At 71.7% G+C, this 25,743-nt stretch carries 23 protein-coding genes and 6 pseudogenes; 9 read left to right on the forward strand and 20 right to left on the reverse strand.

Annotated elements, in window-relative coordinates; translation table 11 throughout:
* Positions 1-88: 88 nt before the first annotated feature.
* The 13 genes from ACEZDE_RS16005 to ACEZDE_RS16065 all read right to left on the reverse strand — a co-directional run bounded on the left by ACEZDE_RS16005 (position 89) and on the right by ACEZDE_RS16065 (position 10,716).
* On the reverse strand, positions 89-1,603 hold the full coding sequence (locus ACEZDE_RS16005) for a hydrogenase large subunit (protein ID WP_380536895.1): 1,515 nt from the start codon (positions 1,601-1,603) through the stop codon (positions 89-91).
* A gap of 3 nt (positions 1,604-1,606) precedes the next feature.
* Positions 1,607-3,175, reverse strand: coding sequence for a proton-conducting transporter transmembrane domain-containing protein (locus tag ACEZDE_RS16010; RefSeq protein WP_380536896.1), 1,569 nt, complete (start codon positions 3,173-3,175; stop codon positions 1,607-1,609).
* Complete coding sequence (locus tag ACEZDE_RS16015; RefSeq protein ID WP_380536897.1) at positions 3,175-3,834, reverse strand: hypothetical protein; 660 nt, start codon at positions 3,832-3,834, stop codon at positions 3,175-3,177. Before ACEZDE_RS16015 ends, ACEZDE_RS16010 begins: the two co-directional genes overlap by 1 nt.
* Before the next feature lie 34 nt (positions 3,835-3,868).
* Positions 3,869-4,825, reverse strand: coding sequence for a respiratory chain complex I subunit 1 family protein (locus ACEZDE_RS16020; protein WP_380536898.1), 957 nt, complete (start codon positions 4,823-4,825; stop codon positions 3,869-3,871).
* Positions 4,822-6,924 carry a proton-conducting transporter transmembrane domain-containing protein gene (locus ACEZDE_RS16025; RefSeq protein WP_380536900.1) on the reverse strand — a complete coding sequence of 701 codons (2,103 nt, stop codon included), beginning with the start codon at positions 6,922-6,924 and terminating at the stop codon, positions 4,822-4,824. Before ACEZDE_RS16025 ends, ACEZDE_RS16020 begins: the two co-directional genes overlap by 4 nt.
* Complete coding sequence (locus ACEZDE_RS16030) at positions 6,921-7,403, reverse strand: NADH-quinone oxidoreductase subunit B family protein (RefSeq protein WP_380536902.1); 483 nt, start codon at positions 7,401-7,403, stop codon at positions 6,921-6,923. Before ACEZDE_RS16030 ends, ACEZDE_RS16025 begins: the two co-directional genes overlap by 4 nt.
* Before the next feature lie 104 nt (positions 7,404-7,507).
* Entirely contained in the window at positions 7,508-7,675 is a 168-nt protein-coding gene (locus ACEZDE_RS16035; RefSeq protein ID WP_380536903.1) for a hypothetical protein, read from the reverse strand.
* A gap of 51 nt (positions 7,676-7,726) precedes the next feature.
* Positions 7,727-8,137: an STAS domain-containing protein gene (locus ACEZDE_RS16040; RefSeq protein ID WP_380536904.1), complete on the reverse strand. Its 411-nt coding sequence runs from the start codon at positions 8,135-8,137 to the stop codon at positions 7,727-7,729.
* Positions 8,138-8,182: 45 nt separating this feature from the next.
* Positions 8,183-8,368 (reverse strand): DUF6126 family protein, encoded by a 186-nt coding sequence (locus ACEZDE_RS16045; protein ID WP_380536905.1) that lies wholly within the window; start codon positions 8,366-8,368, stop codon positions 8,183-8,185.
* A gap of 238 nt (positions 8,369-8,606) precedes the next feature.
* Positions 8,607-8,960 carry an ArsR/SmtB family transcription factor gene (locus tag ACEZDE_RS16050; RefSeq protein ID WP_380536907.1) on the reverse strand — a complete coding sequence of 118 codons (354 nt, stop codon included), beginning with the start codon at positions 8,958-8,960 and terminating at the stop codon, positions 8,607-8,609.
* Between the two features lie 5 nt (positions 8,961-8,965).
* On the reverse strand, positions 8,966-9,172 hold the full coding sequence (locus ACEZDE_RS16055) for a hypothetical protein (protein ID WP_380536908.1): 207 nt from the start codon (positions 9,170-9,172) through the stop codon (positions 8,966-8,968).
* A 163-nt stretch (positions 9,173-9,335) separates the two neighbouring features.
* Positions 9,336-10,304 (reverse strand): M56 family metallopeptidase, encoded by a 969-nt coding sequence (locus ACEZDE_RS16060; protein WP_380536941.1) that lies wholly within the window; start codon positions 10,302-10,304, stop codon positions 9,336-9,338.
* A 16-nt stretch (positions 10,305-10,320) separates the two neighbouring features.
* Complete coding sequence (locus tag ACEZDE_RS16065) at positions 10,321-10,716, reverse strand: BlaI/MecI/CopY family transcriptional regulator (RefSeq protein ID WP_380536909.1); 396 nt, start codon at positions 10,714-10,716, stop codon at positions 10,321-10,323.
* 210 nt (positions 10,717-10,926) lie between these two features.
* Between ACEZDE_RS16065 and ACEZDE_RS16070 the strand changes: the two genes are divergently transcribed.
* The 3 genes from ACEZDE_RS16070 (at position 10,927) to ACEZDE_RS16080 (ending at position 13,401) form a co-directional block, all read left to right on the forward strand.
* Entirely contained in the window at positions 10,927-11,574 is a 648-nt protein-coding gene (locus ACEZDE_RS16070) for a phosphatase PAP2 family protein (protein WP_380536910.1), read from the forward strand.
* Positions 11,575-11,648: 74 nt separating this feature from the next.
* Positions 11,649-12,116, forward strand: coding sequence for an RrF2 family transcriptional regulator (locus tag ACEZDE_RS16075; RefSeq protein ID WP_380536912.1), 468 nt, complete (start codon positions 11,649-11,651; stop codon positions 12,114-12,116).
* Positions 12,117-12,201: 85 nt separating this feature from the next.
* Positions 12,202-13,401, forward strand: a complete 1,200-nt coding sequence (locus ACEZDE_RS16080) for a globin domain-containing protein (RefSeq protein WP_380536914.1) — start codon at positions 12,202-12,204, stop codon at positions 13,399-13,401.
* A gap of 43 nt (positions 13,402-13,444) precedes the next feature.
* Here the strand turns inward: ACEZDE_RS16080 and ACEZDE_RS16085 are convergent, their stop codons facing one another.
* From ACEZDE_RS16085 to ACEZDE_RS16095, 3 genes are all read right to left on the reverse strand, one after another.
* Complete coding sequence (locus ACEZDE_RS16085; protein WP_380536915.1) at positions 13,445-13,882, reverse strand: hypothetical protein; 438 nt, start codon at positions 13,880-13,882, stop codon at positions 13,445-13,447.
* Positions 13,883-13,976: 94 nt separating this feature from the next.
* A complete protein-coding gene (locus tag ACEZDE_RS16090) occupies positions 13,977-14,345 on the reverse strand; it encodes a cupin domain-containing protein (RefSeq protein ID WP_380536917.1) in 369 nt (122 codons plus the stop codon).
* A gap of 51 nt (positions 14,346-14,396) precedes the next feature.
* Positions 14,397-15,059: a helix-turn-helix transcriptional regulator gene (locus ACEZDE_RS16095; RefSeq protein ID WP_380536918.1), complete on the reverse strand. Its 663-nt coding sequence runs from the start codon at positions 15,057-15,059 to the stop codon at positions 14,397-14,399.
* 129 nt (positions 15,060-15,188) lie between these two features.
* On the opposite strand from ACEZDE_RS16095, the pseudogene ACEZDE_RS33765 reads away from it, so the two are divergent.
* A pseudogene (locus tag ACEZDE_RS33765) lies at positions 15,189-15,626 on the forward strand (IS630 family transposase); the annotation flags it as partial.
* A 240-nt stretch (positions 15,627-15,866) separates the two neighbouring features.
* On the opposite strand, the pseudogene ACEZDE_RS16105 reads toward ACEZDE_RS33765, so the two are convergent.
* Positions 15,867-16,031: pseudogene (locus ACEZDE_RS16105) on the reverse strand (IS256 family transposase); the annotation flags it as partial.
* Between the two features lie 310 nt (positions 16,032-16,341).
* On the opposite strand from ACEZDE_RS16105, the gene ACEZDE_RS16110 reads away from it, so the two are divergent.
* The 3 genes and pseudogenes from ACEZDE_RS16110 to ACEZDE_RS16120 all read left to right on the forward strand — a co-directional run.
* The gene (locus tag ACEZDE_RS16110) at positions 16,342-16,572 is read left to right on the forward strand and encodes a hypothetical protein (protein WP_380536921.1); all 231 of its coding nucleotides are present in this window, start codon (positions 16,342-16,344) and stop codon (positions 16,570-16,572) included.
* 687 nt (positions 16,573-17,259) lie between these two features.
* Positions 17,260-21,453, forward strand: a complete 4,194-nt coding sequence (locus tag ACEZDE_RS16115; protein WP_380536922.1) for a carboxypeptidase regulatory-like domain-containing protein — start codon at positions 17,260-17,262, stop codon at positions 21,451-21,453.
* Positions 21,454-21,808: 355 nt separating this feature from the next.
* Positions 21,809-21,952 (forward strand): annotated as a pseudogene (locus ACEZDE_RS16120) (flavin reductase family protein); the annotation flags it as partial.
* A 240-nt stretch (positions 21,953-22,192) separates the two neighbouring features.
* Here ACEZDE_RS16120 and ACEZDE_RS16125 read toward each other — a convergent pair.
* The gene (locus ACEZDE_RS16125) at positions 22,193-23,455 is read right to left on the reverse strand and encodes an IS701 family transposase (RefSeq protein WP_380536923.1); all 1,263 of its coding nucleotides are present in this window, start codon (positions 23,453-23,455) and stop codon (positions 22,193-22,195) included.
* A 132-nt stretch (positions 23,456-23,587) separates the two neighbouring features.
* On the opposite strand from ACEZDE_RS16125, the pseudogene ACEZDE_RS16130 reads away from it, so the two are divergent.
* A pseudogene (locus tag ACEZDE_RS16130) lies at positions 23,588-23,695 on the forward strand (hypothetical protein); the annotation flags it as partial.
* Positions 23,696-23,763: 68 nt separating this feature from the next.
* A pseudogene (locus ACEZDE_RS16135) lies at positions 23,764-24,430 on the forward strand (MFS transporter); the annotation flags it as partial.
* A gap of 65 nt (positions 24,431-24,495) precedes the next feature.
* Here the strand turns inward: ACEZDE_RS16135 and ACEZDE_RS16140 are convergent.
* Positions 24,496-25,209: a hypothetical protein gene (locus tag ACEZDE_RS16140; protein WP_380536924.1), complete on the reverse strand. Its 714-nt coding sequence runs from the start codon at positions 25,207-25,209 to the stop codon at positions 24,496-24,498.
* A gap of 117 nt (positions 25,210-25,326) precedes the next feature.
* Positions 25,327-25,617: pseudogene (locus ACEZDE_RS16145) on the reverse strand (PRC-barrel domain containing protein); the annotation flags it as partial.
* Positions 25,618-25,743 lie beyond the last annotated feature (126 nt).

Here is a 25,743-nt window from a genome sequence, read left to right on the forward strand (position 1 = left end):
GGGAGCAGGGTGGACAGCTTGGCCGGCACGGCGGGCAGCGTCAAAGCACCGCCGGCGCGCCGGAGGTCTGCTGTCGAGTCCTGTGCGGTCAGAGGTCGTTTCCTGCGTAGGAGAGGTTGAAGCTCTTATTGGTCAGGGGGAAGTCCGGGACGATGGTGCCGGCCAGGGCGATCGGCAGGGCGGGCCAGTTGAAGAAGGACGGGTCCACCGGCTTGACCCGGGTCAGAGTGCTGCCGTCGGGGGCGAGTTCGACGCGGGTGGTGATGGTGCCGCGCCAGCCCTCGGTGATGCCGACTCCGGACCGCGGACCGGAGCTGCCCGGACTGGAGCTGCCCGGACCGGAGCTGCCCAGGGGGGTGGCGGTCTCGACCGGTGCCAGGCCGTCCGCGAGGAACTGGTCGATCAAGGCCAGGGAGACGTCGATCTCCTGGGCGCGGATCCGGAAGCGGGCCAGGACGTCGCCGTCGGTGAGGGTCGGGACAGTGAGTGCGGCGCTGTAGGGGTGAGCGGGGTGGGCGGTGCGGGCGTCCGCGGGGAGCCCGCTGGCGCGGGCGACGTAGCCGAGGCAGCCCAGGTCGCGGGCGGCCCGGGTGCTGAGGCGAGCGGTTCCGGTGAAGCGGTCGCGTACGGTGCTGTGGCCGAGCGCGAGTCGTACGATCTCGCGGATGTCGGCGCCGATGGCCCGCATCCGGGCCCGGTCGGGCAGGGCGAGCAGGCGGCAGCCGCCGGGGAAGACGCCCCCGCGCAGCAGGCGGTGCCCGGTCACCTCGTGGTTGAGGCGCAGGAGTCCTTCGCGTACGCGCTGGGCGTGGGCCTGGAGGATGCCGTGGCCGACGTCGTTGCACAGGGCGCCGAGGTCGGCGACGTGGTTGTGGAGGCGTTCCAGTTCCAGCAGCAGGGCGCGGGCCGGGCCGGCCGTTTCGGAGACGGTGGTGCCGGTGGCCTCCTCGACGGCGATGCAGTAGGCCAGGGCGTGGCCGACCGCGGTGTCGCCGCTGATGCGTTCGGCCAGCGGCAGTCCGCAGTCGATGCTTCGTCCCTCGAAGAGCCTCTCGATGCCCTTGTGGACGAACCACAGCCGGATCTTGAGCTTGAGGATCGACTCGCCGACCACGGAGAAGCGGAAGTGTCCGGGTTCGATGAGTCCGGCGTGGACGGGTCCTACCGGGATCTCGTAGACGCCGTCGCCCTGGACCTCCAGGAACGGGTAGGGGCCTTCGGGCTCCGCGAACGCCGGGGGCGTTCCGGCGTCGGGGCGGCCGGGGTACCAGCCGCGCGGCCAGTGGTCGTGCCGTACCAGGCGCCGGGGCAACGGGTGCCCGAGCGGCACGATGCCGTGCAGGTCGTGCATCTCCCGCTCGAACCGGCCTGCGGGGAACGAGAGGTGAGCCAGGGTGGGGAGTTCCGGTCGGGCCGGGTCCAGCCGGACCTGGAGTTCGGTGCGGGTGTCCGGTGGGCCGGAGACGAACAGGTAGACGACGCGCAGGGCGTCCTGGTCGTGGTGCGCGGCGACCAGCGCCAGGCGCTGGCCTTCGCCGAGCAACGCTTCCGCGCGAGGCGTGAGTTGGGTGGGGTCGAGGTTTTCGACGGTGCGGTGCCGCATGGCTCACCGCCCCCCGATGATCGCGGAGGCGGTGTGCAGCAGCCCGGTCAGGGGTCCGGTGGCGGTGCCCAGCGCGGCGCAGGCCAGCAGTCCGGTCAGCAGCGGGCCCCCCGCCGCGGCGCCGATCCGCACCGGGACGGACCCCGGCCCGGCGCCGGGAGCGACAGGAGCGCCGGGGGCGCCAGGGGCGCCGGGGTCGTCCGGCGGCGGTCCCAGCAGCAACCTGGCGGTGCGCAGGGTCAGGGCCGCGAACGCGGCCAGCGCCAGCAGCAGCGCTGCGGCCAGGGGAGCGCCGAGGCCGGCAGCGAAGCCGGCGCGGGCGATGCCGACCTCGGAGGCGAAGAGGCTGAACGGGGGCAGCCCCAACAGGGCGATCACCGCCAGCCCGAAGGCCGCGCCGAGGGCCGGGGCCTGGGCGAGCAGGCCGCGCAGCCGGCCGATCCGGGTGGTGCGCCGCAGGCGCAGTATCTCTCCGGCGGAGCAGAACGCCACGGTCTTGGCCAGTCCGTGTCCGGCGATGTGCAGCAGGACGGCGGCGATCGCCAGCGGGCTGCCGACCGCGGCGCCCAGGGCGATCAGGCTCATGTGCTCCATGCTGGAGTAGGCCAGCATCCGCTTGTAGTCCCGCTGCCCGAGCAGCAGCCCGGCAGCCAGGGCGAGGGTGAGCAGGGCGGTGCCGGTGAGCAGCAGCCGGGCGAAGCCGGTGCCCAGTGCGTCGTCGGCGATGACCTTGTAGCGCAGTACCGCGGTGAAGGAGACCGAGAGCAGTACGCCGGACATCAGGGCGGAGACCGGGGCCGGGGCCTGGCTGTGGGCGTCGGGCAGCCAGGCGTGCAGGGGTACCAGTCCGGCCTTGGCGCCGAAGCCGAGCACGATCAGGCCGAAGCCCAGCCGGGTGGTGTCCGGGTCGAGTTGACGGGCGTGGGCGACCAGCGCGGGCCAGTCCAGGGCTGCGGCCTCGGACAGCCCGGCCTGGCGGGCGGCGTAGTAGATCAGGACAGTGCCCAGGAAGGCCAGGGCGATCCCGACCGAGCAGATGACGACGTACTTCCAGGCAGCCTCGATACTGGCCCGGGTCCTGCGGTGGCCGACCAGGAAGGCGGTGACGATGGTGGTGGCCTCCACCGCCACCCACAGCACTCCCAGGTTCTCGGCCAGGACGGCCAGGGACATGGCGGCGAGGAAGGCGTGCACCAGCAGGCAGTACCGGCGTGCGGCGTTGTCGGCGGCGCCGCCCGCGGCGCGTTCGCCGGCCAGGTAGGCGGGGCCGGCGGCGACGGCGAGGGCCGCGACAGCCCCGACGACCAGCAGCATCCAGACGGTCAGGGCGTCGGCGCGCAGCAGCCTGCCCCAGGCCCGGACCGGGCCGTGGCCGGGGGTCGTCGCGGCCAGGGCGATCGCGCCGGCCAGGATCGCGGCGGGGGAGAGCATCCCGGCCCAGCCGGTGACAGTACGCCCGGCGGGTCCGGTGCGGCGGCCCGGCAGGGCGTACCCGGCGGCGGTCAGCGCGGGTACCACGATCGGCAGGCTCAGCAGCAGGTCGGCGGCATGGCCGCTGGATGGATGGGACATCAGTCGTGCAGCTCCCGCAGGTCGTCGAGGTCGGTATCGCCGAAGGCGACCCGCATCCGCAGGGTGAGCAGTTGCAGGACCAGGACGGCGAGGAGCAGGTCCAGGGCCACGCCGAGTTCCACGATCAGCGGGACTCCCGAGGTGGCCAGGAACGCGGTGGCGGTGATGCCGTTGTCCAGCAGCAGGAAGCCGACGACCTGGGAGACCGCGCGGCGCCGGGTGACCAGGACGAAGAAGCCGATCAGTACCACCGCCAGCCCGACCGGCAGCGCCCTGGTGGCCGGTGAGGGGGCGAGCCGCACCAGCGGGCGGGCGGCGGCGTAGGCGAGGAGAGTCAGCGCGGCCGCCGTCAGCAGCGAGGCGGCGACGTTGACCAGCGGCTGGCTCTCCCTGGTCTGCCCGGCCGCGGTCAGCGAACGCCGCATCAGATGCGGCAGCACCCCGGCCCGCAGCACGCCCACGCCCACGGCGACGCCGACCAGGCCCCAGCGGTGCTCGTGCAGGCCCAGCAGCAGTCCGATCACCCCCAGGGTCACCCCCTGCATGGCGAACACCCGCACGATGGCCGACAGCTCGCGGTACCAGAGCACCAGGACCGCGGCGATCAGGAACACCCCGCAGGCCAGGTCCAGCAGTTGTGCGAAGAGTCCGCTACTCACGACCGGCTCCCGCTGCTCACGGCTGTCACGGTTCTCACGCTCCGGTCAGGAAGTAGGAGGCGGTGACCGCCAGCACGGCCAGGAGGAAGGACCCGGCCAGCAGTTCGGGCACCCGGAACAGCCTGACCTTGGCCCAGAACACCTCGGCCGCGGCCAGCACCGCCCCGAGCAGGGCGACCTTGGCCACCAGCAGCACCAGTGCCAGTGCCAGCGCCGCCCAGGAGGCGGTCGTGGCGATCCCCCACGGCGCGGCCAGCGTGGTGAGCAGCCCGAGCAGGACGGTCAGCCGCATCTGCGCGCCGAGTTCGACCAAGGCCAGGTCCGGGCCCGCGTACTCCAGCACCATGGCCTCGTGCACCATGGTCAGTTCCAGGTGGGTCGAGGGATTGTCCACCGGCAGCCGGCCGGCCTCGGCCAGCGTCACCACCGCCAGCGCGACGATCGCCAGCAGCCCCGAGGGTGAGGCAAGGCGCGACGGGTCGTGGATCCGTCCGGCGACGATCGCGGGCAGGCTGGTGGACCCGGCCGGTATCGACAGGGCCAGCACCGAGAGCAGGATGGTCGGCTCGACCAGGGCGGCGATGGTCATCTCCCGCGAGGCGCCCATACCGCCGAAGGCCGTCCCGGTGTCCAGTCCCGCCAGGGCCAGTGACACGGTGCCCAGCGCGAGCAGGGCGACCACCACGATCAGGTCGGCACGGGCGCTGAGCGGGGTGTCGGTGGACGCCAGCGGGACCAGGGCGGCGATCACCGCGGTGGTTCCGGCCAGCAGCAGCGGGGCCAGCCGGAACGCGGGACCGGTGCCGGCCGGGCTGATCGGCTCCTTGTGCAGCAGCTTGCGCAGATCCCGCCACGGCTGGACCACCCCGGCCCCGGCCCGGCCCTCCAGCCGGGCCCGGACCTGGCGCATCAGTCCGGTCAGCAGCGGGGCGACGCCGACCACGACCGCGGTCTGCCCGGCCACCGCCGCGTAGGGAACAAGTCCGGTCACCGGGCCACCGCCAGCACTCCCAGGAGGGCGACCAGGCCGAACAGCCCGTAGCCGAGGTAAAGATGGATGCTGCCGCCTGCCAGCGGCCGGGATCGCCGGCCGACCCGGTCCAGGGCGGCCAGCACGGGCCGGTACAGCCGGTGCTCGATCCGGTCCGGCACCCGGCGCTGGTAGCGCACCCGTTCGACCAGATAGGCGGACTCGCGCACCGGGGTCACGTCCAGATCCTGTTCGGGGGCCAGCACATCGTCGAACACCCGCTGAAGCGGCTCGGCGAAGGAGGTCGCGGTGTAGGCCATCCGGGCTGACGGCGCCCCGCCGCCGCAGTCCCACAGCCGGGCCAGGCGGCGCCGGGTGCGCCGACGCAGGCCCCGTACCGCGGCGGCGGCAAGGAGTACGGCCAACACCAGCGCGGTGACCGACCACAGCGGCGCGAGCGAGGTCGACAGCCCGGTGAGCCTCAGCCGCAGCTCACCGCCGGTCACCGGCTGCGGAGTCATCTGGGCCGTCACCGGGAGAGCAGCCGGTCCGGCCGCCGCCGCGGCGCGGGAGAGTCCGTCGGCCAGCAGTCCGGGAACCAGGGCCAGTGCCGCGCAGGCGGCGGCGAGCAGGCCCATCCCGGCCAGCATCGCGGGCGGTGCCTCCTTGGCCCCGGCCGCCTGTGGGCTGCGCGGGCGAGCGAAGAAGCCCACCCCGAGCGCCTTGACGAAGGTGGCCGCGGCCAGCCCTGCGGACAGGGCGATGGCGGCGATCGCCAGCGGCAGCACCACGGCAGTGGTCAGTCCAGGCACCGCCAGGCCGTGGATCAGCGCCTGCAGCAGCAGCCACTCACTGATGAAGCCGCCGCCCGGCGGCAGCGCCACCGCGCCCAGCGCGGCCAGCGCGAACAGGCCGGCAGTGGCCGGCATCCGGGCTCGCAGCCCGCCCATGGCGTCCAGGTCGCGTAGACCGCCGGCGCGTAGCACCGACCCGGCGGCGCAGAACAGCAGTGCCTTGAACGCGGAGTGGTTGACCAGGTGCAGCAAGGCCGCCGCCAGCGCGAGTTCCGCCAACGGCCGGTGGCCCCCGGCTCGGAACAGGCCCGCGGCCCCGGTGCCCACCAGGACCAGACCCAGGTTCTCCGAGGTCGAGTAGGCCAGCAGCCGCTTGAGATCGGTCGCCATCGACGCCTGCAGGATCCCGTAGACCGCCGACAGTGCCCCGGTCACCAGCACCAGCAGCCACCACCAGTGCGACCCGCCGCCGAGCAGGTCGAAGCCGAACCGCATGATCCCGTACCCGCCCAGGTTCACCATCGCGGCGCTCATCAGCGCCGACACCTGGCTGGGCGCCTCCGGGTGGGCCCGCGGCAGCCAGGCGTGCAGCGGCACCATGCCCGCCTTGGACGCGAACGCGGCGAAGACCAGCACGAACACCGTGCCGCGGGCCAGGGGGGACATCGCCGCCGCGCCCGCCCGAAGCGCGGTGAAGGTCTCACCCCCGGCTCGGGCGGCGAACAGCGACAGCCCGGCCAGCAGCAGCACCAGGCCCAGGTGCGTCATCACCGCGTACCAGACCCCCGCCGTGCGCACGGCGGCGCGCTCCCGGTGCTCGGTCAGCACCAGCAGCAGCGAGGTGACCGCCATCAGCTCCCACAGCAGCAGGAACGTCGAGACCGAGGCTGCGGCGGGGACCAGCAGCAGGGTGGCCGCGAACAGCGGCAGCACCGCCTGCGCGGTGCGGGAGGAGACACCGCGGACTGAGGCCCTTTGAGGTGATGCACCGTCATCTGTGGTGCTGTGGGCGGAACCTGGCGCGGCGTAGCCGATCCCGTACACGGCCGTCGCGGCCACCACGGCCCCGGCGACGGCCATGAACAGCCCTGACAGCGCGTCCACCCGAAGGGACACCCCGGCCAGCGGCAGCAGCTCCGGAAGGTGCGCGGACCACGACCCGCCACCCAGTGCGGTGATCCCCGCGACCATGCCGGCCGCACCGACCCCGGTTGCGCACACCCCCGCCGACAGTGCCCGTACCCGCACCGGCAGGGTCCAGGCCAGGGCCGCGCCGACCAGAGACAGCCCCGCGGCGGTGCCGAGGGCCGGTCCGATCGCGTTCACCGGCCGGTCACGGTGCGCAGCGCCGCCACGATCCGGTCCGGGGTCGGCGGGCAGCCCGGTACCTCCAGGTCGACCGGGACCACGTCGGCCACTGCGCCCTGGACCCCGTAGCCCCCGGCGAACTCGCCGCAGCCCAGCGCGCAGTCGCCGACCGCGACCACCAGCCGCGGCTGCGGTGTCGCGGCCAGCGTGGACCTGAGCGGGACCGCCATGTTGCGGGTCACCGGCCCGGTCACCAGCAGCACGTCCGCGTGCCGCGGCGAGGCGACCAGGCGGGCCCCGTACCGCTCCGCGTCGTAGACCGGGCCGAACGCACCGCCGATCTCGATCTCGCAGCCGTTGCACGAGCCCGCGTCCACGCAGCGCACCTGCACTGAGCCGGCCAACTCCCGTGCCGCGGGCGGCGGCACGGCCCTCGGACGGGCCGGGGCGGGCTCAGCCACCCGCCCCGTGTCGCGGATCTTGCGCAGCAGGTTCACTTCTTCGTCTCCACACGACTGCAGCAGGTTTCAAGCAATTGAAAACATCATCAACTCTAGGGCGGCGAAAAGTCAGGACAGCGAAAAACGGCGTCCCGAACCGTTCAGTGCCCGGTCAGCCTGAGGCGCCGGTCAAGCCGACTGTCGATCAGCTCCGTCAGCCGCTCGACCTCCCGGGTGTCCCCGGCCTCCCGGGCGCTGCTCAGCAGCGCTGCGGCCAGCAGCAGTTGGTGGTCCACGCTCAGCAGACGCTCACGGGCATCAGCAGGCACAGCGGGCTCCTGTTCGAAGGACGGCGGGGGCGGTCAGCGAGAAGCGGGCGGTCAGGGTTCCGGCCAGCCCCCGGTACGCCAGCTCTGCGGGTCGGCTTCCCGCTCGGGCCCGACCCGGGGCGCCGGATGGGCGGCCAATGCCGACTCCAGGTCCTGGTGGCAGCGGATCACCGGATCACCCGTGCGCTGCTCCAGGGCGACCTCGTCAGCGGGCAGCCCGGCCAGTTCCAAGGAGCGGCCGTGCTCCGCCAGGCGCCCGGCAGCGGCCACCACGGTGTCGCGTCCCTGCGGGGACCAGCCCTGCAGCCCGGACAGATCCAAGATCAGGGGACCGTCCCCGCGGGCCAGAGTCCAGCCGACGGCTCCGGCGAAGCGGGCGGTGGAATCGGCGCCCAGAAAACCGGACAGCGACAGGACACCTGCCTGCTGCGGCCGGTTCTCGTAGTGCCACTGGATCGTCATGTCTGCGGTCGGCTTTCTGCTGGTTCAGGGACCGGTGAGGAAGGGTCAGCGGTTGTGGCCGCCGGCGTAGAACAGCAGCATGATGAAGCCGGCGAAGACGTGGAAGCCGATGACGTAGATGAACGCGCGGATCCACACACCGCGGTTGCCGCGCACGGTGCCCTCGGTGGAGCCGGTGACCGGCTGATCGCCGAAGGCCGACTCGTCGGGGGGCGCGGAGTCCTCTTTCATGCTGTTTCTCCTTGGCGTGCCGGCGCAGCGGCAGCAGTTCCGGGACGCGGGGTCAGGGGGTGCGGGCGGATGTGCAGAGTGCCCCCGATGGATTCCGCCTCCGCCAGCAGAGCGCTCACTCCGTCGGCGTCGGTCAGGGTGGTGGTGGGGACGGCGTGGCCGGGCAGGTGGCGGGTGACCGCGAAGCGCACGGGCGTCGTCGTCCCCCTGCTCGGTTCCGGCGGGACAGTGGCGGCACTCACGCGCTCTTCGCCACTCCTTCCCGGTCCGCTTCGCGCAGTTCCTCCAAGAGGTCCTGCTGCCCGGCCAGGAGTTCGGTCAGGATCTTGCGCGCGGCGCGCATCAGGTCCGCCACGTCCCCGCCCGCCAGGGCGTAGACCACCGTGTCCCCGTCACGGGTGGCGGTCACGATCCCGGACCTGCGCAGGACGGCGAGCTGCTGGGACAGGTTGGAGCGTTCCACCTCGATCTCCGACAGCAGATCGCGCACCGGCATGGGCCCGTCCTGGAGCAGCTCCAGCACCCGGATCCGGACCGGATGCCCCAGCATCCGAAAGAACTCCGCCTTCGCCTGGTACAACGGCACCGGCACCGCGCTCAGCCCCTCTCCTGCTCCGTGGCGACCCGCTCCGCCTCGGCGGAAGGGACGTCGACCCCGCTCGACCGGGCCAACCGCAGTGCGTCCTCCAGCTCGTCCACGGCCAGCGCGACCGCGTACAAGTCGTGTGCCGCCACTGCTGCCTGCACCCCAGCCCGAGCCGCCCGCAGGCGCTGCCCAATGGCGGCCTCGGTGAGCTCGTCCACCCCGGCACCTCCCGTTCCCTGCGGCGATCAGCGCGGGGCAGACCATGCTGTCGATCCCGTGCGGTCCAGATTGTAGCAAATTGAAGAATTATTCAACTAACCACTGCGGTGCCCAGGCGCGCCGGGCTGTCGTCGGCGACGGCGCCGGCCGCGACGGTGGTGCTCATGAGGCTCCGGCGATTTCGAGGAGGAGGTGGAAGTCGTGGGCTGCGGCGAACGCGCACAGGGCGCTGGCGGCGACCGCGCCGGCGGTGGCGGCCAGCGGGATCAGGGACCGGTCCAGCGGCAACGTTGGACGGCCGGGCAGGGGTGGCGCGAGCAGGGCGGCGACTCGCCGTGGAACGGGCCCGGCCCGGTGCAGGGGGTCGCGTCGGAAGCCGAGCAGGCCCAGTGCGGCCCCGGGCAGGTGCCGGCGGACGGGTGTGCGGGTGGTGGCGAGGGCGGCTTTGCCGACGGCGCGGGCGACTTGGCGGCGGTCCCCGCAGGCGGTGGCGGCGTTCTCGTCGGCCCAGCGCTCCACGGTGTACCCGACCGCGGTGGCCAGGGGTCGCAGCAGCGGGTTGGCGGTGGCGGCCAGTTGGGCGGCGGCGAGGAAGGCGTAGTGGTGGCAGGTCAGGTGGGCGCGTTCGTGGGCGAGCATGGCGTCGCGGTCGGCGTGGTCCAGGGCGTGGAGCATGCCGGTGGAGACCACGATGCGGCCGGGTAGTCCGGGCAGGGCGTAGGCGTCGGGGGCGGGGTCGTCGAGGATGACGAGTTGGTCGATGCCGGGCAGGCAGGCGGCTTCGGCACTGGTGGCCAGCAGGGCGCGGACCCGGCGGGTGAGCATGCGCGCCGCCGCGAACGCGGCGACCAGCAGAAGCACGGCGGCGGGTGCGGCTTCGGCCCAGGTGACCGGGTCTCCCGCGCGGACGGTCGCGGCCGACCAGTGGCCCGCCCAGGCGGCCAGGGACAGGCGGATCAGTCCGGCGGTGGCCAGGATGCCCAGCGCGGCGCAGCTGAGCACGGCCAGCGCGAGCGCACAGAGCGTCAGCAGCCAGGTGGCCGCCCTGGGTTCCAGCCGGTCGGCCAGCGGGCGGGCCGCGAGGACGGCGGGCAGCGGCAGCAGCAGGGGGAGGTAGACCAGCAGGTGCATGACCGTCACGCCGGGGTCACCGGCCTTCGGGCAGGTCGGTGCCGAGGAGCCGGCGCAGCAGTCGCTCGTCGCCGGGGGGCAGGTTTTCGACGAAGCGGGAGAGCACGGCTTCGCGGTCCGGGTCGGACTCCAGGACCTGGCGCATGCGCCGGGCGGTCAGGCCGTGGCCGTCGGCGACCGGGGTGTAGGCGTAGGCGCGACCCTGCTTGGCGCGGCTGAGCAGGCCCTTGTCATGCATGCGGGACAGCACGGTGACCACCGTGCTGTAGGCCAGCGTGCCGCCCAGTTTCTCCAGGACCTCGCCGGGGGTCAGCGGCCCGCGGCCGGACTGGAGCAGGACCAGGACCTCGTCCTCCAGGGCGCCGACCGGCCTGCGCTCGCCCCCGACACCAGAAACGTCCTGACCGTTCACTGGTTGGCTGCCCTCCATTCATCGTCTACAGTCCTGTAGAACTTCTACATCCCCGTAGAAGCAAGAGTGTGCCACGCCCCTCGGCCGCCGCGCACCGCCCCCGAAATCCTCCGCGACGAGGGCTCCGCTCCCATGAACTTCTACAGCTGAGTAGATGTTTGCGGGAGCGGGCCGCCCGGCTGCCGCACCGAGTTCTGGAGACCCCTCCTGATGACACTCCACCCCGCAGTCCAACTGGCGTTCGACGGTTCGGGCATCGACGGCTCCTGGTTCACCGCGGTCACCGACTTCGCCCGTGACACCAAGTGGCTCAACACCCCTGTCGAGCTGTGGACCAACGCCGGACTCGGGGTGTTCGCGGTGTTGATGGCGGTCGGCTGGTGGCAGGCGCGGCGCCGCGAGACCCGCGCGATGACCCTGGCCCTGGCCGCACCGGTGTGCGTGGTGGTCGCGTTCGCGGTCGCCGAGGTGGCCAAGAAGCTGATCGCCGAGGTCCGCCCGTGCTACTCGATGCCGCACGCCTACCTGGTCGACGCCTGCCCGGCCCGCACCGACTACGCCTTCCCCAGCGGCCACGAGACGGTCGCCGCCGCCACCGTCGCCGCCCTGCTCCTGCTGGACCGCCGCCTCGCCGCCGTCGCCGCCGCCTTCGCCCTGCTGGAGGGATTCACCCGCGTCTACGTGGGTGCCCACTACCCCCACGACGTCATCGGCGCGGCCCTGATCGCCCTGCCCGTCGCCTACCTGACCAGCGCGGTCCTGGGTCGTATCGCCCTGCCGGTGGTCGCCCGCCTGCGCACCGGGGTGCTGCTGCCCGTACTGACCGCACCCACCCCCGGCGCCCACGCGGCGCCCTGATCCGCCACGGCCAGAACAGGCATCGGCCACCCCCCGAATACGAATCCCAGATGCCTGTTAGATACAGTCGTCCCATGAGGCTGACGAAGAGAACGGACATCGCGCTGCGCATCGCCATGCGCCTTGCGGTTCTCGGAGAAGAAGTCAGCCCCACCACGCAGGAGGTGGCGGAGGCGATCGCCGTCCCGTACTCCCACGCCGCCAAGGTCGTCGCACGCCTGCGCCATCTCGGGGTCATCGAGGCCCGACGCGGGCGCGGCGGCGGCCTCACCCTGACTCAAGCCGGACGCAGCGGCTCACTCGGTACCCTGGTCAGGGACCTGGAAGGGGTGGGTGACGTGGCCGGATGCGAAGAGGTTCCGGCCTGCCCGCTGCGGGCGGCCTGCCGACTGCGCCACGCACTGCGCCAGGCCCAGGAGCAGTTCTACACCGCCCTGGACCACCTGACCATCGACGACCTCGTGGCCCCGCCGACCGGCCCGGTCCTGCTCGCCCTGTCGCCTCGCCCCTCGGGGCCGCGCGGGCGCACCACCCCGGTGTAAGCCGGACAACACCCGACCGCCGTAATGGCGCGGCACGTCGGTGCGAAAGTAAACATGAGTGTGAGATGCAAGTTTGGAGTTCGTGATGCTGTCATCCCGGTCCGCTGACACTGTCGAAGCCAGCCTGCCCGTCGTGGGCGCGGCCATTGGCGAGATCAGCCAGGTGTTCTACCGGCGCTTGTTCGAGGCGCACCCGGATCTGCTCGACGACCTGTTCAACCGCGGCAACCAGGCCAACGGCAGCCAGCAGCAGGCGCTCGCGGGCTCGATCGCGGCCTTCGCCGGAGCACTGCTGGCCCATCCGGACCAGCGCCCGGACGCGCTTCTGGCGCGCATAGCCCACAAGCACGTCTCGCTCGGCATCACCGAGGACCAGTACCCGGTCGTGCACACCCATCTGTTCGCCGCCATCGCCGAGGTGCTGGGCGAGGCCGTGACTCCGGAGGTGGCGGCGGCCTGGGACGAGGTCTACTGGCTGATGGCGAACGCACTGACAGCCCTGGAGCGCGGCCTGTACGCGCAGTCGGGACGTGCCGCGGGAGACGTGTGGCGCACCTACCGGGTCGTGGCCCGTTACCAGGAGACGGACGATGTGGTCACCTTCCTGGTTCATCCCGCCGACGGCCGGCCCGTGCCCGAGGGCCAGCCCGGTCAGTACGTCTCGGTCCAGGTCGAACTGCCGGACGGGGCACGGCAGATACGCCAGTACAGCCTCTCCGGGCACCCGGACGGCGCGCTGCAGTTCAGCGTCAAGCGCGAACTGGGCAACCCGCTCGGTGAGGTGTCCCACCACCTGCACGAGAACGTCGGCGTGGGCCGGGAACTGCAGATCAGCGCACCCTCCGGGGACGTCGTGCTGGACCGGGACGACGCCCCGCTGCTGCTCGCCTCCGCCGGCATCGGCTGCACGCCGATGATCAGCATGCTCGCCTGCCTCGCCGACCAGGGCAGCGCCCGCAAGGTGATCGCCGTCCACGGCGACCGCGACCAGACCAGCCATCCCTTCCGATCCGAACTCGGGCGCCTGGCCGAGAAGCTGCGGGATGCCGAGACCCACGTCTGGTACGAGCGCCCCCTGGGCGACTGGCCCACGGAGCGCACCGGACTGGTGGACCTCACCGGTCCCGGCGCACCGGCGATCCCCGAGGGGACCCGCGCCTACCTGTGCGGGCCACTGCCGTTCCTGCGTTCCGTCCGTACCCAGTTGCTGGACTCCGGCGTCCGGGCAGCTGACATCCACTACGAGGTCTTCGGTCCTGACCTGTGGCTGCAGCGGGCCGGCTGAACACGCCACCCGGGACCGGCGGGGCCCGGCGCGGCTCCGCCGGTCACGTTGCTGACGCGGCCAGGACGCTGATCCCGAGGCCGACCAGGGCGAGGACCTTGGCGACTTCGAGGGCTACGTAGTACAGGTGTCCGCGGGAGCGGGGCAGGTCCTCGCCTGCCAGGACACGGTCCGAGCGGCGGTTGAGCCGGGGGCGGACGACCACGAGCTGGAGGGCGAGGAGCACGCTCACCACGACGGTGAGCACGCCGACAGTCGTGGATGGGCCGCCGGTTGCGACGGTGACGATCACGGTGAGCGCCAGTACTGCCTCGACCAGGTTCAGGGCTCGGAACACGAGCCGGCCGATGCCCAGACCGACGGGGACGGTCACTCCTGGCGCGCGGAATTTCAGCGGTGCTTCGAGGAAGGAGATCGCCAGGACCATGCCGAGCCAGGTGAAGGTCACCGCGCCGGTCACGGCGGCCGAAGTCGCGTTCATCGCTTGTACTGCCTTCCTGCGGGGTGCGGGCAGGCGTGCCTGCGCGCCACCGCGGTCGCGGGTCCCGCTTCGTGTATGGGGTCAGGCGATGGGGTCAGGCGATGGGCCAGGCAGCCAGTCGCTCGGCGAACTGCGGCGGTGAGACCACCAGCATCAGGGTGGCCGGTTCGGAGCCGGGGTTGGCCAGGCTCACGCGCTCGCCGGTGGCGACGTGGCCGGCCATGCCGCTCCTCAGAGTCCGCGGCTTGCCCTCGTGCCACAGCTCGACTGATCCGGACAGCGGGATCAGCACGATCTCGGAGGCGCCGTGGTCGTGCTCGGGCATGCCGCCGTCGGCGGGGATCTCCAGATGCACGACAGCCACCCGCGAGGACGTGCCGGCGGTGGTGAGCGTCGCGGCCGTGGGTCCACCGGGGACCGGGGCGCGGTGGCGTGGTGCGGTGTCGATCTCGGTGATGAGCACGGGATTCCTCTCCAAGGAGCTGGGGTGGCCCAGGCGGTCCGGGTGGGCGTGTCAGGCGGCGTCGGCGTGTTCGAGGTGGACCAGGCAGGCGTCGGGTTCGGCGAAGGGTTCCAGTCGGGAGGCGGTCAGCGGCGCGCGCAGTTCGGTCAACGCGCCCTGCATCAGGCCCAGGTGGATGCGGCACACCAGTGGTCCGTGCTCCTCGGCCAGTTCCAGGAACGGGCAGTGCCGCAGCCGGATCGACCGCGGAGCCGAGGTGTCCGGTTCGGGCTGCGGTGCGAACCCGAGGTCGTCCAGGAGAGCGGTCAGCCGGGCGGCGGCCTCCTCGCCGGAGAGGCGCTGGAAGGGCTCCGGGCCGTCTGCCAGGAAGCGGCCCCAGGCCCGTCCCGCCTCACCGGCGGCCTCGACGGCGTCGGGCCCGGTCGACGACAGGTGACCGAGCAGGATCCGGGCCAGCAGGCGGTAGCTGCGGCTGCCGCCGCGGTCCATTCCCGGCTGCGGCGAGTAGACGGTACGCGGACGCCCGGGGCCCGAGGGCTGCTCCAACGTCCGCACGACCGTGCCGGCGGCCACCAGGGCATCCAGGTGGAAGCGCGCGGTGTTGACGTGGATGCCGATCCGGTCGGCGACTTCGGCCACCCCCAGTGCGGCGTCCGCGTTCCTGAGGGTGTCCAGCACCTCTGCTTGTCGGGGGCGTTCCTGTGCTCGGCTCATGGCGGCCATCATTCCTTCCCCCCCCCGTGCGTAGATGCAGTCGACCGGGCACTCGTCGATGCAGGCCCGCGCCGGTCCCGGGACGGGTCCTGGAGTTTCTACGAATAGTACATGTAATAATAGGCAGCGCATGGCTGGTTCTGGCAGCAGCCCGCGCGGCGGGCGATCGAGCGCGACGACGAGGCAGCCAAGGTCTGGAAGAAGGAGACCTGGCCGCGGGTAAGAGCGTCGCGGCGGAGCGCGGCGCCTACCTCGTCTTCGAGGACGAGGCCGGGCGTCGATGACTCCGCCGCGCGCCAGGACCTGGGGACGGGTCGGCCAGACCCCGGTCGTGCGGGTCCGGGGCCGCGGCTCCGGACGGGTGTCGATCTGCCCACCTACACTTCCGGCCTGAACCCGATCGAGGGCATCTGGTCGCTGGTCAAACGCGGCATCGGCAACCCCGCCGCGGACCTCAGCCAGATCACCCGCGCGGTCAAACGCAAGCTCAAGATGCTCCAGTACAGGCCCCGGGTGATCGACGGCTGCTTCGCCGCCACCGGACTCCCGCTGAGTGACTTCTCCTGACCGCTCCGCATCGGGGCGACACGGTAGGCATGCACCTCCGGCTCCCCGACGACCGGGATGAGCATGGGTGGCGTGGTGGGCGGATGACGGTACGAGCACCAGGGAGCCTCGCTTGTGGGCGCACCCAGCCCTGCTCTCCTTCGATGAAGTCCGCAGCCTCACCTGGACTGACCAGGGGACTCCACCTGCCCGGGACGCGAACGGGGAGATCGACTACAGCGCCGTTGACGAGTTCACGTGGACTGCCGGAGAGTTCACGCTCGTCGGCACCAGGATCTTCGAGGAGAACCGCTTGCGCTCGCCGGTGGCGTCGCCGACGCGACGGTCGTTGATCCGCGGGGCCTTCACCTCGACCGGCCCGGCGGCGGTGACCACGGTGCGGGGCCGGTGGTGGCCGTTGCGAACCTTGTAGACCTTGACGAACGCCGGCCAACGCAGGCGCTGACGGGCGTCGTTGGTGTCCTGCAGTTGCCGGTCGACGCCGGCCTCCAGGCCGAAGCGGTCGTGGGAGATGCGCAGATATGCGGCGGGCCGCTTCGGGACGTAAGCGGCGAGGTGGTCGTAGAGGTTCAGGGTGATCTGGCCGGGGCGGCCCTGAGACGGGACCTCGAAGTTTTCCCAGAGGGACAGGGTGGCAGCGGGCACGGTGGCCCGCACGACTTCCCCTTGGCTCTTCCCCGGAGGCCAGCCCGGCCGCCCGATCAGCACCTGGGCCATGGGCGAACGCCTCCGCAAGCTCGGTATCCGCCTCGCCGAGACCCGCTCCACCGCCCTGTTCCAGCTCGCCACCGAACTGCCCGCCGCGATCCTCGCCCGCACCCTCGGCATCCATATCACCGTCGCCGTCAAATGGCAGAGAGCCGCAGCCGGCGACTGGGCCGCCTACGCAGCCGACGTCGGCCAACGCACCAGCACCAGTGATCGCACGGTCCAGCCCAGCTCTTGATGACCCGACCCACTACACCAACGAGGGGTTATGCGGACCTCCCGCTACAAAGTCCAGACCAGCAGCTACGGCCTCTTCGTCGGCGTCACCGCCGAGGCCGTCCAACTCAGCGCCCCTCCCGCCGCTGGCAACCCGGTCAGCGATCGAGTCTGGCTGGACACCAGCCGAGTCCACAACACCTACAGCGGGATCGCCGGGTCGAGGGCTGGTACAACTTGTACCGGCTCCACAGCAGCCTGGGCTACCAAAGCCCGGCCGCCTACGAAGCCGCCTGACCGGCACACACAACCTGTCCGCCAAACCGGAGCAAGCTCAGTCCATGACGGTGCCCTGCGCCATCAAGCCTCCCCCCGAATGGCCGGACTGCGACCGCAGGCCCTTTGGCCGCAAAGTACACCGCCGCGGGAAAGTGGGCGGGCGAATCGACCGAGAAGCGCGGGTTTGGGCTCGTGCTGACGGCGCTGCCCGGATCACCGTCGGCACCGCGCTCACCTGCGCGGATGTGGAGTACGCGGCGCGCGGTGGCGGAAATGCGTCATGGCTGCCGGGAAAAAAAGCTGGCAAGTACCCGTCAGCAGCCAAGGTGTCCAGGGCAGTTGACATGCACAAATATGCAGGGGTGGTCGGATCCGGCCACCCGGGCGACCCCCGGCGTTCACCTCGTCCTGTCCAAGGGAGACACCCGTCTTGCGGATATCCATGCTCAAACGCGGCCTCACCGCTGCCGTCACCACGGCGGCGCTGGTCGCACTGGGGCTCCAGATCCCCCTGGCGGGGGCGGCCTCAGCCGCCCCCGCCGACGCCGGGTCCAGCAGCGGCCACGCCCGACCGGCGAAGCAGCCGACCTCGGGCCCCGGCGTCGAACGCACCTGCGGCGCACCGAAACCGGGGCAGTTCACCTGCTTCGCCATGCGCCGCACCGACATCACCGCCAAGAAGGGCATCCAAGCGCTCACCGCCGCTCCGGACGGCTACGGCCCGTCCGACCTGCGCAGCGCCTACGACCTCCCGGCGGACGGCGGGGCCGGCGCCACCGTGGCCATCGTCGACGCCTTCGACGACCCGGCCGCCGAGGCCGACCTGGCCGTCTACCGCGACCAGTTCGGGCTTCCGGCCTGCGGCTCCGCCGACGGCTGCTTCAGTAAGGTGAGCCAGCGCGGGGGCACCGACGACCTGCCCGCGCCCGACCCCGGCTGGGCCGGTGAGATCTCGCTCGACCTCGACATGGTCTCGGCCGTCGCGCCCAAGGCGCACATCCTCCTGGTGGAGGCCGACTCGGCGAACTTCGACGACCTGGGCGCGAGTGTGGACGAGGCCGTGGCGCTGGGCGCCGGCTACGTCTCCAACTCCTACGGGACCAACTACTCGACCGAGCCCGGCAGCGGCGAGGACCCGTCCGAGGCGACGTCGATGGACCCGTACTACGACCACCCCGGTGTGGCCATGGTGGCCTCCAGCGGGGACAGCGCCTACGGCGTCTCGTACCCGGCCGTGTCGCGGTACGTCACCTCGGTCGGCGGCACCGCGCTGACCCGTGACCCCGGCACCAGCCGCGGTTGGGCCGAGTCGGTGTGGAACGACGGCTACGGCGGTGCCGGTTCGGGCTGCTCGGCCTACGAGCCGAAGCCGTCGTTCCAGACCGGCGTGGCCACCGACTGCGACAACCGCTCGGTCGCCGACGTCGCCGCGGTCGCCGACCCGGAGACCGGCGTGTCGGTCTACCAGAGCTACGGCGCGGACGGTTGGGCGGTGTTCGGCGGCACCAGTGCCTCGGCGCCGATCATCGCGGGCGTCTACGCCGACGCGGGCGCGCCCGGGGAGGGCACCTACCCGAACGAGTACCCGTACGACCAGCCGGACGCGGTCAACGACGTGACCACCGGCAGCAACGGGAGCTGCAACCCGGCGCGGCTGTGCACCGCGGGACCCGGCTACGACGGGCCCACCGGTCTCGGCACCCCGGACGGCCTGGCAGCTTTCACCAGCGGCCCGCACGGCGTCATCAGCGGCAAGGTCACTGACCACGCCACCGGCAAGCCGGTCTCCGGTGCCACCGTGAAGGCCGGCAGCAGGTCCACCACCACGGCCGCGGACGGCAGTTACACCTTGAACCTGCCGACCGGCAGCTACCCGCTGACCGCCAGTGCCTACGGCTACGCCGCCAGCGCCGCCGAGACCGTCCAACTCGCCGACGGCGCCACGCTCACCGAGGCGTTCGCGCTCGACGCGGTGCCGCGGCAGACCGTCACCGGCAAGGTCACCGACGGCTCCGGCCACGGCTGGCCGCTCTACGCCAGGGTCACCGCGGACGGCGTGCCCGGCGGGCCGGTCTTCACCGACCCGGCCACCGGCGTCTTCACGCTGACGCTGCCGCAGAACACCGACTACACCCTGCACGTCACCGCCGCCTACCCGGGATACCGGCCGGCCACCGCGACCGTCGCGGTCGGTACCGCGACGAAGAGCGTGGCCGTCCCGGTGCACCTGGACCCGACCTCGACCCAGGCAGTCGGATACAAGGTCGCGCAGACCGGCTCCGAGCAGACCTTCGACTCGACGTCCGGCGCGCCCGCGGGGTGGAAGGTCGTCGACGCCGACGGCACCAGCGGCAGCTGGCAGTTCGACGATCCCGGCCAACGCGGCAACCTGACCGGCGGCGACGGCGGCTTCGCCATCGTCGACAGCGACAACGACGGCGTCCTGGCCGAGCAGGACAGCAGCCTGGTCTCCGCGCCGGTCACCCTCGGAGCCACCAACCCGCTGCTGACCTTCGACACCGACTACAGCGCCTCGTTCCTGCCCTCGCAGGCCGACGTTGACGTCAGCGCCGACGGCGGCAGCACCTGGACCACGCTGTGGACACAGACCGACGCGTCCTTCAACGGCCACGTGGAGCTGTCGCTTTCGGACTACGCGGGCAAAACCGTCCAGGTCCGGTTCCACTACACCGGGTCGTTCGCCGAGTGGTGGCAGATCGACGACGTGTTCACCGGCAACCGTGCCTTCACCCCGGTCCCCGGCGGGCTGGTGGTCGGCACCGTCAAGGACGCCAACACCAAGGCGGCCGTGAACGGCGCCACCGTCACCAGTGCGAAGCTGCCCGACCTGCACGCCACCACCACCGCCACCCCGGACGACCCGGGCCTGGCCGACGGCTTCTACTGGGGCTTCGCCGGCACCTCCGGCGCGACCCCGCTGACCGCCTCGGCCACGCACTACCGCCCGGCCACGGCGAAGGCCGCCGTGGTCCCCGACGGCGCCGTGCGGCGCGACCTGACCATGGACGCCGGCCGACTGGCCGTCGCTCCGGGGACGATCGCCAAGACCGTCGGCTGGGGCAGGAGCGCCACCCAGAAGGTGACGGTGCGGAACACCGGCACCGCACCGGCCACCCTCACCGTCACCGAGACCCCCGGCGGCACGGTCGTCGCTGCCGGGAAGTCGGCCGTCGGGGCCGGCGCTCCGCTGACCCTGGTGAAGGGCCACTACACCGACAAGTCCCTTGCCGTGGCGGCGAAGCAGGCCAAGGGCGGGGCGTCGGGCACCGGCTCCGCCGCGGCAGCAGGGTCGACGGCGCAGCCCGCCGCCGGGAGCGCCTGGCAGCCGGTGCCCGACCTCCCGGTCGGCACCGGCAGCAACGCGGCCGACAGCTACCAGGGCACCCTGTACGAGTCCTTCGGCTTCACCGGCGTCGTGGACACCAACGCCCTGTACTCCTACAAGGCCGACACCGGCGCCTGGACCAAGCTGGCCCCGGCCGAGGACCCCCGGGACGCCCCGACGCACGGCATCATCGGCGGCAAGCTGTACGCCACCGGCGGCTGGGGCCCGGGCAACGTGCCGGACCCGAAGACCGAGGTCTACGACATCGCCTCCGGCGCCTGGACGACTGCCGCACCCGACCCCAAGCCGTACGCGGGCTCCGGCAGCGCCGTGCTCGACGGAAAGCTGTACGAGGTCGGCGGCTGTGCCACCTCGACCTGTGGCAGCACCGACGTGAGCGTCTACGACCCCGGCCATGACACCTGGTCCGCGGCCGCCGCCTACCCGGAGCCGGTGGCCTGGGAGTCCTGCGGGGCCGTTTCCGGCAAGCTGTACTGCGCCGGCGGCACCACCGACACCGGCAGCACCACCCACGCCTACTCCTACGACCCGGCCACCAACGCCTGGTCGCCGGTCGCCGACCAGCCGACGGACGCCTGGGGCGCGTACACCACCGCCGCCAACGGCCGGCTGCTGGTCCAGGGCGGTGCCGTCGACAACGGCACCGCGCTGACCAACCAGACCTGGGCCTACGACCCATCAGCCGACGTCTGGAGCGCCCTGCCCAACGCCAACGCCTCGCTCTACCGGGGCGCCGGCGCCGCCGGGTTCTACGCGATCGGCGGCATGCTGGGCTACGACACCTACCAGACCGGCGAAGTGCTCACCGGCTACGACCAGACCGGGCCCGCGGACGTCAGCTGGCTGACGGAGTCCGCGAAGACGCTGACGCTGAAGCCGGGCGCCCGCACCACGCTCACGGTCACCACGAACGCGGCCGCACCGGAGGTCGGCCAGCCGGGGACCTACTCCGCGCGGCTCGACTCGGTGGACGTCTCACTGACCGTCAAACCCCCGGCCGGCTGGGGCGGGATCGCCGGAAAGGTCACCGCCGCCGACGGCACACCGCTGGCCGCGGCCACCGTCCAGATCGACACCTGGGCCGCCCACTACACGCTCAGGACGGCGGCGGACGGCACCTACCGGCTCTGGCTTGACACCCGCAACAACCCGCTACGGCTCATCGTTGCCAAGGACGGCTACCAGCCCGTCACCGCCGAAGCCAAGCTCAAGAAGGGGGCAACGGTGACGCGGAACGTCACCCTCGCCAAGGACTGATCCGGTCCGCCCCGGCCGGGGCCGGACCTCCAGGTCCGCGCCCCGGCCGGGCTGTCGTTCCCCCGAGTGTGCCCGCCGGGCTGTCAGTGCTCCGCCGCGGCCCGGAACTGCCGGGTGAGGTCAGCGAGCTGCTGGTCGCTCAGGCCGGTGCCCGGCGTGGTCATCAGTCCACCGGCGGTGGCGGAGTCGGCCACCCGCAGACGACCTCGGTGCTGCTGCGCCCGCACTGCATCTCGCCTGCCGCCGGTCCCGGGTCGAGGGTCTTGGCGTTGCCGATATGCGAACCGGCCATGAAGTTGGTTGTGCCGCTGACCTGGCGATAAGGGGCGCAGTCGCGGCGCGGCATACTGTCGGCATGCGCATCGACTTCGACCCTCAGGCCATGGACAACGCGGCGTTCTACAGGCTGCTGACGGCGGTGGTCGTCCCACGCCCCATTGCGTGGGTTTCCACCGTTTCGCCATACACCTTTACGCCGAATCTCGCCCCTGCGAAGTTCGGTAGAAAGCAGTATCGCAGTTCGTGACGTTAACCCAGGTCAAGCACCATGGCAAGGCCCTAATACTCCAGTGGGAGTTCTCCGTATGTCCTGGTCAGCGGCCTGGTGGCGGTGAGTGTAGCCGGGCTGCTGCGGGGCCGGGGCCGGTTTCGCGGGCGGGTCGCACGAAGGCGTGTCCGCGCTGCTTGTAGTGGCAGCGGCGTGCGTGTGCCTGGTGTCGGCGGCGCCAGTGGGACCAGGTCAGTGTGTGGTCGCGGGATGCAGGACGGTGGCGGGGTCCATCTGCCAGCAGACGGCGAATTTCGGCTGGCGTGAGGTCCACGAGCTCGGGTGTGTCGTGGGCGCCTCCCCCTTTTCACGCTCCTGGGCGGCCAGGACAGCCAGGAACGCGTGGGCGAGCATGGCCAAGGTGATGTGCCGGTACCAGCCCACGAAGCGCCGCACTTCGTACTGGTCCAGGCCGCACTCGTTCTTCGCGCTCTGGAAGGACTCCTCGATCCTCCAGCGGCATCCGGCGACACGGACGAGGTCGGCGACGGTGGCGTCCAGGGGTGCGCAGGCGAGGTAGTAGGCCACCTCGTCGGGCTTGGCGATGCTGCGGCGCGCCAGCATCCAGCGCTGGCGGATGGGTTCGTCGCCGTCGAACTCCCAGACCGCCGGCAGCCGGGCGGCGGCCCAGTCGTAGAGGCGTTCGCCCTTGGCGCCCGGGCCAGCGGACAGGCGCCGCCAGGCTTCGGGAGGGGCTCCGCTGAGGAGGTGGTCGATGCGTGGGCCGTGGACCTGCTGGGATTTGGGGACGGCGACCACGTAGGACAGCCCGGCGTCTTCCAGGAAGCGGCGGAAGTGGGAGTCCTGGCCATAGGCGGAGTCCGCGGTGACCCAGGCGATCGGCAGGGATGAGGTCAGAGGGCGGCGGACCATGGCCCGGGCCAAGTCGAGCTTGGTGGCGAAGGTGCGGTCCTCAGGGATGCGGGCGGTCTTGCAGCGTTCGCGGTCCTCGGTCCAGGACTTGGGCAGGTAGAGTTCGCGGTCTACCAGGGCGTGCCCCTTGGTGGTGGCGTAGGCGGCGAAGACGCCGATCTGGCAGTTCTCGGTCCGGCCCGCGGTGCCGGAGTACTGGCGCTGGACGCCGGCGGAGACGGTGCCCTTCTTGACGAAGCCGGTGTCGTCGATGATCAGGACGCCGTTGGGGGCGCCGAGGCGTTCGGCGACGTAGGCCTGGAGGTCGTCGCGGACCTGGTCCGCGTCCCAGCAGGCTCCTGCGAGCAGGTGCTGCAGCCGGTGCGGGGCCGAATGGCCTGCGTACTCGGCCAGTTGCCAGCTGTTCTTGCGGCCTACCGGGCCAAGGAGTCCTTGCACGTAGTCCCGCATCCGCCGCCTTGGTTCAACCCGACCGAAGCGGGACCCGACTCGTAGGAGCAACTCGTCCAGTTCCCGGTCCCACGTCTCCGTGGGCAGATCATCGAGCACATCCGTGGGCTGTCCACCGCACTGCCACAGCATGCACCGGGGCACACCTTCGTGCGACCCGCCCGCGAAACCGGCCCCGGCCCCGCAGCAGCCCGGCTACACTCACCGCCACCAGGCCGCTGACCAGGACATACGGAGAACTCCCACTGGAGTACTAATACTCCAGTGGGAGTTCTGACCGAGGACCGCGAACGCTGCAAGGCCGCCCGCATCCCCGACGACCGCGCCTTCGCCACCAAGCTCGAACTGGCCCGGACCATGGTCCGACGCGCCCTGACCTCATCCCTGCCGATCGCCTGGGTCACCGCGGACGCCGCCTACGGGTCCGCGAGCTGGGCCCGGTCAGCTTCACCACGATCGCCGGGACGGTCTTCCGCACCTACCCCAAAGCGCACCGCCCTGGGACTGTCGCTCTTCGTCGGCCAGGCGTTCCTCTACAACGCGGTGACCTTCGGCTACGCGGTGATCCTGACCACCTTCTTCAAGGTCCCGCAGGGCGACACCGGCTACTACTTCGCGGTGATCGCGGTCGGCAACTTCCTCGGCCCGCTGCTGCTCGGGCACTTCTTCGACTCCATCGGCCGCAAGCCCATGATCGCCGGCACCTACGTCCTCTCCGGTCTGCTGCTGTTCGGCACCGCCGCGCTGTTCCAGAACGGCTCGCTGAGCGCGACCGGCATGACCGCGTGCTGGACCGTAGTGCTCTTCTTCGCTTCTGCGGGCGCCAGTTCCGCCTATCTGACGGTCAGTGAGATCTTCCGGCTGGAGACCCGAGCGTTGTGCATCGCCTTCTTCTACGCCGTCGGCACCGCCCTGGGTGGGATCACCGGACCGTTGGTCTTCAACGGCCTGGTCAACAGCGGAAAGCCGGGCGACACCACCCTCGCCTTCTGTATCGGGGCCGCGCTGATGGTTGCGGCCGGGCTGGTGGAGGCGGTCATCGGCGTCAAGGCCGAACGGCAGAGCCTGGAGTCGCTCGCTGCTCCGCTCAGCGCCGTTCCCCAGTAGCGTTCACCGTCGGACGGCGGATCAGAGCTGTGTGGTAGCGAATGCGGGGGCGTGGCGGCTTCGACTCAGTGCAGGATGCTGACGGCGCGGGCGATCACCAGCAGTGAGGTGAGCAGGGCGGTGACGCTCTGGACGCTCATCAGGAGTTTGGCGCGGACGGACAGCGGCATGGTGTCGGTGGGGCTGAACGCGGTGGAGTTGGTGACCGAGACATACAGGTAGTCGGGAAGGCTGGGCACCCAGTCGGCCTTGGCGCTGGAACCGTCGGCGACCTCCTCGATCGCGTCGTGGTTCTCGTCCTGGGAGAAGCGGAAGTCCGCCAGCGGCAGGTCCTCGCGGGCCGACTGGGTGCGGGCCACCGGCCCGCCGCGGTCCAGTTCCCAGTAGGCCAGGCCGAAGACGATGACGTTGGTCAGCCACACCTGCAGCGCGGCGACCAGCAGCGCGCCGCCGTCCTTGACGCCGGTGGTGACCAGGTCGTGCACCAGCAGGCCCAGGGCGAGCAGGTTCCCGGCGGCGATCAGCGCCACCAGCACCAGGGAGAGAGCGCGCGAGGTGCGGGTCTGCTGGGTCAGCCGCCGGGGGTTGACCACGAGCAGCGGGACGAGCAGCAACAGTTCCAGCCCCGGCAGCACGTAGCGCGGGGCGATCAACAGGTTCTGCGGCAGCAGCACGTACAGCGCCACCGCCGTGAGGGTGGCCATCGCTGCGGGCAGCCGGGCCTCCCCGCGGCGTTCATGGCGCGGGTGGCGGGAACGGGACTCCTGGCGGGTGGTCACGGCGTTGCTGCTCCGTCTGTGGGCTCGTGCACGCGCTGGACGGCTGCGTGCGTTGGGACAAGGGGCGGCCCGCACGGTGGTGAACCGTTCGGGCCGCCCCTTGTGCGTGCGGGCTGCTCAGGCGTGCGGCATCCCGTTGTCGTAGTAGTAGCCGCCGACCTGCTCGTGGTAGCCGGCGTCGCCGAGGTGCTTGTCGCGGTCGAACTCGGGCGAGTCCTTGATCTCGTCCTTGGTGCGCCCGACGCTGATCGTCTTGTTGACGTTGTCGACCGCGGTCACGGTGCCGGCGGGCAGCAGGACCTGCTTGCCGAAGATCCACGGGCCGGTGTCGACCACGATGTACTGGGCGCCGACCTCGGCGGAGTGCTTGTCGACCTTGCCGATGTGCCCGTCGGTCGCCTCGACCCGGGTTGTGAACGACGGCGGTTTTCCCCAGGGGTGGTGTCGGCGTAATTCTCCAACCCCTGGGGCCGCCGCAGTCAGGCTGCGGACTGCTGGCTGATCTTCTCGGTGGGGGTCCTCGGTCGCTTGTTC

Origin of the sequence: Streptacidiphilus cavernicola, assembly GCF_042510955.1 — a bacterium.
In the GTDB taxonomy this organism is placed as follows: domain Bacteria; phylum Actinomycetota; class Actinomycetes; order Streptomycetales; family Streptomycetaceae; genus Streptacidiphilus; species Streptacidiphilus cavernicola.